Source organism: Aeromicrobium sp., from assembly GCF_014378035.1.
Classification (GTDB): domain Bacteria; phylum Actinomycetota; class Actinomycetes; order Propionibacteriales; family Nocardioidaceae; genus Aeromicrobium.
Genome location: NZ_JACMOM010000009.1, coordinates 1 through 2,690, shown reverse-complemented (window position 1 = coordinate 2,690; position 2,690 = coordinate 1). Strand labels below are relative to the sequence as shown.

Sequence of the window (2,690 nt, the reverse complement as noted above, 5' to 3'; positions counted from 1 at the left end):
CTTGGCCTTCTGGACACAGAAGGCGGATGCCATCGGGGCTGCCGTCGAGGGACCGGTCAGCTCGACCAAGCCGGGTTCTGTGATCCAGCTGCACCCCCACGTGACCGTGATCGTAGACGAGGCCGCCGCCTCGAAGCTAGAGAACGCGGACTACTACCGGTACGCCTGGGCCCACAAGCCCTGGCCGGGGATCTAGGTTGCGCTGTTTCCACCCCGCTGAGCGCTGAGCCCCGTGTCTGGACCCGGCTGTTCCCCTTCCAGGCTGAATCTTCCAACTGAGTTCTTGGAGCCGTCATGATCCCGTTTACCTCCCCCACGACTGGAGTGGTCCCAGCCGAGAGTCCCGACACGCCGATCCCGGGAGGTGCGGGCCAGGCGGTGCCGCTGCTGATCTCCGGCGGAACGGTGATCGCCCCGGATGCGGTGTACTCGCCGGGCTGGGTAGACATCCTGGCTGACCGGATCGTCGGCTGCGGTGCGGGGGAGCCACCCAGGAAGGCTGACTTCAGCTTCCCGGAGAGTACCTTGGCCGCCGGCTACGTCGACATCCACACCCACGGCGGAGGTGGCCGTAGCTTCAACGACGCGGATACGGCCGTCGCAGTGGCACGGATCACCGCGACCCACCGCGCCCACGGCACGACCACGATGATCGCCAGCCTCGTCACGGTTCCGTTCGACGAGTTCGAGCAAACCGTGTCCGCGCTGGCTGGCCTGGTCGCGACGGGCGAGCTGGCCGGTATCCACCTCGAGGGCCCCTGGCTGAGCCCGGTCCATTGCGGGGCCCACGACGAGAACCTCCTGCACGCGCCGGACGCCGAGAGCGTCGATCGGCTCATGCGCGCCGGCCGTGGCACCGTGCGGATGGTCACTATCGCGCCCGAGCTGGAGGGCGGCCTCGACGCGGTGCGCCAGATAGTCGGCTTCGGGGCCGTGGCCGCGGTCGGGCACACCGACGCGAACTACGACGTGACCCGGCAGGCGATCGCCGCGGGGGCCACGGCCGGGACCCACGTGTTCAACGCGATGCGGAAAATCCACCATCGTGAACCCGGCCCGGCGCTCGCCCTGCTTGAGGACCCCGCGGTATTCGCCGAACTCATCGCCGACGGGGTGCACCTGCACCCGGCCATCGTGCGTTTCATCATCGAAAGCCCCTCGCGTCCCGTTTTTGTGACGGATGCCATGGCAGCCGCCGGCGCGGACGAGGGAGACTACAAGCTCGGCGCCCTCGACGTGCGAGTCTCCGATGGCCAAGCGCGCCTCGCGGACGGCACAATCGCCGGCAGCGTGCTCACCCTCAGCGCGGCTGTGCGCTACGCCGTGCACACGGCAGGCGTACCGGTAGAAGTCGCAGTGCGGGCGGCCACCCAGAACCCCGCTGACATGATCGGTCTCGTGGACCGGGGCCGCCTCGCGACCGGCAACCGCGCTGACTTGATCGTACTCGGCGCCGAACTTCGGGTCACGGCGACTCTGCAGGCCGGACTTTGGGTGCCTTGCGTCCGTGATTGATGCCGGTATCCGAGCCTGGCCATCGATCCGTCATGGCATTGACGTTCATCTATCTGGATTTATCGCGAAATAGGCCAACAAGTCACCATTCATAGCGAACTCATCGCTGATGACACAGACTCGCGTCTGATCTTTAAAACATCGTTTCCTCACATCGGCCCCGGACGCCACAAGCGGGGGAGGGGTCGCCCATTGGCGTGTACCTAGCCCCATCAACACTCGAGCGCGCTCGTGAAGCAACCGAGGAAAGGCGCATCACCTATACAGACTTGCTGGTAGAAGCCTTCGACAACGTGACAGACACCCAGCTGGCTGCTGAGTTCGCACCCGCGGCACCACTCGTTCAGGGGAAGGCCATGCCCACGCGCGCACGGCGTCGGCCTGGAACCGCTGGGATCCACATGAATCTGCGGCTCAGCAGCGAACAACGTGAGTGGCTCGACGAAAAAGTCCTTGACCTGGGCGCCCCATCACGATCCGCGCCGGTCGCTGAAGCCCTGAGGCTGCATCTGAACCCAGCTGTCTGAGTCGCCAGCTCAAAACACCGACCCTTCAATCAGATGTTTATCTGATGTAGTGTGTTGGTATGAGTACTGCGACATTCACTGACCTTCTGCGCAAGCCCAAGGAGGTTCTGGCCCACATCGACGAGGGCCAGGTTCGGATCACGCGCCGTGATGGTGACGATCTCGTGATCCTTCGTGGCCACGATCTTGATGTCCTTGAGAATGGTGTTGCGCTCTCGAGCCGCTTGATCCGTGCGATCGGCCGGAACAAGGGTGACGTCGCGGCGGCGCTGACCGACCTGTTCGCGTGGGTGGGGGAGTTCACCCCGGGGGAGCTGAGCGCGTACGCGGCCGAGATCGAGCAGCTGCTCTATGCCGCCAGCGAGCTGGGAACGTTTGAGCGGCTGCTGCGCGCTCAGCAAGAGTGGAAGGAAACGGCCCTGGCCTACGCGATGGGTATGCGACCCGTCGAGCCCATCGAGCTGTCGGCTGCCCCTGTCCGCGTTAATCGCCCGTAGATGGCGGGGAAGCGCGGCACCCCGGTTCCGCGACCTGTCAAAGGCACCGAGTACGAAATCTTCTTTAGCAGTGTCGCTGCCCAACGCGGGTGGACAGATCTGAAGGCATCCGCCAAGAATGCCCTGGCAGACGCCTTCGACTATCTCACCG

The 2,690-nt window shown here is 65.0% G+C and carries 2 protein-coding genes and 1 pseudogene; all 3 read left to right on the top strand.

Annotated elements, in window-relative coordinates; genetic code table 11:
- Positions 1-196 (top strand): annotated as a pseudogene (locus H7290_RS00490) (glucosamine-6-phosphate deaminase); the annotation flags it as partial.
- Between the two features lie 182 nt (positions 197-378).
- Positions 379-1,515: an N-acetylglucosamine-6-phosphate deacetylase gene (gene nagA, locus H7290_RS00485; RefSeq protein ID WP_290512053.1), complete on the top strand. Its 1,137-nt coding sequence runs from the start codon at positions 379-381 to the stop codon at positions 1,513-1,515.
- 586 nt (positions 1,516-2,101) lie between these two features.
- On the top strand, positions 2,102-2,539 hold the full coding sequence (locus H7290_RS00480) for a hypothetical protein (protein ID WP_290512052.1): 438 nt from the start codon (positions 2,102-2,104) through the stop codon (positions 2,537-2,539).
- The last annotated feature ends 151 nt before the right edge of the window (positions 2,540-2,690 follow it).